Here is a 3,212-nt window from a genome sequence, read left to right on the forward strand (position 1 = left end):
ACGTGGAGCCGCTTGCGAGAATCGAACTCGCGACCTTCTCATTACGAGTGAGACGCTCTACCGACTGAGCTAAAGCGGCACGATCGGTCATTCTAACGTACGCCGCACTGCGGCCACAAACCGGGTGTCACACCAGCGCAACGAGTTGCTCGGCGCCCTACCCAGTGCCCTACTCAGCGACCGGTCACACCTGCCCACAGCACTCGCGCAGCCGGCCCACCATGCCGTTGAGCGCCACTTCCGGCTTCACGTTGCGGCGCAGCGTCTCCCGACAGGCCGTCACCGCGTCGATACACTGCACGAGGGCCTCCGGAGAGTTGCGCCGGGCCAGCTCACGGGAGACCTTCTGCTGGTCCGGGTGCAGGAAACCACCGACCGGCGCCGCATCAGCGTCACCAGCGCCGCCAGCGTCATCAGCGCCGCCAGCGCCGCCACCGTCATCAGCGCCACCCCCGTCCCCGGAGGACGCCGCCTCCACCGCACCGACGGCGACCATCATCGCGTCCCGGTACAGGCCGGCGATGTCGATCAGTGCGAGATCCAGCGAGTCCCGCAGCATCCGCGTCCGCCGGTTCTTCTGCTGCTTCTCCAGTTCCTTGATCTGCCCTGATGCGCCGACCTGCGCCCGGGCCACGCCACGCCCCTTCGCACCCATGCCCAGGGAGCTCTCCAGCTCCGCCATCTCGTGGGCGTCCCGCTCCACCACGGCTGCGGCAGCCTCCGAGGTCGCCGTCTTGACCAGTTCCGCGGTGAACCTGTACCCCTCCCCCGAACGGTAGATCAGCCCGGGCAGCCTCAGTGCCGTCGCCCGCTTCGTCCGCGCCGCCTCATCCGAGGCGAGGTGACGCGCCCGACCGATGTGCCCACCGGACACCTCCGCCGCCCAGCGCGCCTGCTCGTCGGTGAGCCCCAGTCCTGCGTCCGCGCGCAGCACCGCCTCCACCTCCGCCTTCGACGGGGTGGGCACGTAGACGTGCCGGCACCGCGAACGCAGGGTGATGGAGATGTCCTCCGGGTCGGTCGACGGGGCGCACAGCAGGAACACGGTGTGCGCCGGCGGCTCCTCGACGCTCTTGAGCAGGGCGTTGGCGCCCGAGTCCCCGAGCCGGTCGGCGTCCTCCACGATCACGACACGCCAGCGCGCCACCGACGGCAGCACGGCGGAGGTGCGGATGATCTCACGCACCTCCTCGACCGGGATGGTGACGCCGTCGGTGCGGATCCAGGAGATGTCCGGGTGCGACCCCGCCGCCGCCGAACGGCACTGCTCACACCGCCCACAGCCCGTCACCACGGGATCCGTGCAGACCAGGGCGGTGGCGAAGGCCTTCGCCGCCACTGAACGGCCGGACCCCGGTGGGCCGGTGAAGAGCCAGGAGTGGGTCATGGCGGCGTCGTTCACGGCGTCCTCCACGACCCCGAACCGGTCGTTGTCGGAAACTCGTAGGCGGGCGGAGAGCACGGCGTCCCGCAACGGGCGGACCACGTGCGGGCTCAGCGCTGCTCGGGAGAAGACGTCGGTGGTGCCTGCGGCGGTGGTCATGGTGGCGAGTGTAGTTCGGCGGTGGTGGGGACACCCGCCGCCCCACTCCGATAGGCTGGACCACCATGCAACGACTGGCGCGGTACATCCGGTGGGCGTGGGGCACCAGCTGGCCCCTCTACGCCCTGGCTGTGCTGGTCGTCAACGTTTTCGGGGCGCTCGCCGTCGCATCGTTCCTCCGGTTCCTGGTGCCCTTGCCCGGAGCCCGCGAGTTCCTGTCGGTCAGCACGTTGACCCTGTCACTCTACGTCGGCTATTTCATCCTCGCCCTTGCCGTCGGTGTGGGGATGACCCTGCACTTCTTCACCCCGGTACTCGGCTGGGAGCGCGCACCGGCCGGCTACGACCCGCGGATGATCCGCGGTCTCGTACTGCGCATCCCCTCCTTCCAGGCGCTGCTCGGTGCGGGGCTGTGGGCCGTCGGCGTGGTGATCTTCACCGTCGTCGCCCTCGTCGAGGTCTCCCGCAGCTGGGCGCTGACCGTCGCTGTGACAGCCACCCTCGGCGGGGCGATGGTGGTCCTGCTGACCTACATGGTCGCTGAACGGATGGTGCGCCCGGTCGCGGTGCGCGCGCTGAAGCCCGACCAGGGCTCGCCGGAGAGGATCGCCCCCCTGTCGCGGCAGATCACCTTCGTGTGGATCCTCACCTCGGCGGTGCCGGTGGTCGGCGTGGTGCTCATGGTTGTCGCGCAGGCCAGCGGTTTCTTCGGCGGGGATGCCACGGAGATTCTCCCCGGCGTCCTCGCGCTGAGCCTCACAGAGCTGTTCACGGGGTTCTCCGGGACGCGCCTGATGACCATGACCGTGGTCGATCCGATCCGTGAACTGCAGGTCGCGATGAACCGGGTGCGCCGCGGCGACACGAATGCCCAGGTGCGTATCTACGACGGCTCCGAGGTCGGCGTGCTGCAGGCCGGGTTCAACGAGATGATGGCCGGACTCCAGGAGCGCGAGCGGGTCCGCAAACTGTTCGGGCGCTACGTCGGCGACGAGGTCGCCCGGCACGCTTTGGAGGAGAAACCCCAGCTCGGTGGCGAGAACCGCCAGGTCGGCGTCCTCTTCGTCGATGTTGTCGGATCGACCGGTTTCGCGGTCTCCCGTGAGCCGCAGGAGGTCGTCCGCGCCCTCAACCGCTTCTTCGACATCGTCGTGGAGGTCGTGCACCGCAACAAGGGCATCATCAACAAGTTCGAGGGGGACGCCGCTCTGGCCGTCTTCGGCGCACCCCTGCCCCTGGACGACATCGCCGGGCACACGCTCGCCGCCGCCCGTGAACTGAAGACCGGGCTGGCAGCCCAGGAGCTGCCCGCCGGTATCGGTGCCGCGGTCGGCCCGGTCGTCGCCGGGCACATCGGCGCGAAGAACCGCTTCGAGTACACCGTCATCGGGGACGCCGTGAACGCCGCCGCCCGGCTGACCGACGTGGCCAAGGAGACCCCGGGCCGGGTGCTGACCACGGCGGCGACGGTGCGTCAGGCCAATGAGGCGGAGCAGGCCCGCTGGACGATGATGAAGTCCGTGGAACTGCGGGGGCGTCGTGAGATGACCCAGCTGGCCCGGCCGATCCGTCCGACCCTCGCCGAGCGGGAGGCGGAGCGTGAGGGTGAACGGGCGACGGAGAAGACGGCGGGCCCGAAGCCGGAGCAGTGACGCGGGGAGCCGGGCCG

2 protein-coding genes and 1 tRNA gene are annotated in these 3,212 nt (G+C 69.8%); 1 reads left to right on the forward strand and 2 read right to left on the reverse strand.

The window, feature by feature from the left end:
- Positions 1-3 precede the first annotated feature (3 nt).
- Positions 4-79, reverse strand: a tRNA-Thr gene (locus tag QZV72_RS10460).
- 105 nt (positions 80-184) lie between these two features.
- Positions 185-1,543, reverse strand: coding sequence for a DNA polymerase III subunit delta' (locus QZV72_RS10465; protein WP_297008261.1), 1,359 nt, complete (start codon positions 1,541-1,543; stop codon positions 185-187).
- Between the two features lie 65 nt (positions 1,544-1,608).
- On the opposite strand from QZV72_RS10465, the gene QZV72_RS10470 reads away from it, so the two are divergent.
- Positions 1,609-3,195 (forward strand): adenylate/guanylate cyclase domain-containing protein, encoded by a 1,587-nt coding sequence (locus QZV72_RS10470; RefSeq protein WP_297008263.1) that lies wholly within the window; start codon positions 1,609-1,611, stop codon positions 3,193-3,195.
- Positions 3,196-3,212 lie beyond the last annotated feature (17 nt).

The sequence above is a fragment of the uncultured Corynebacterium sp. genome (assembly GCF_902782855.1).
Classification (GTDB): domain Bacteria; phylum Actinomycetota; class Actinomycetes; order Mycobacteriales; family Mycobacteriaceae; genus Corynebacterium.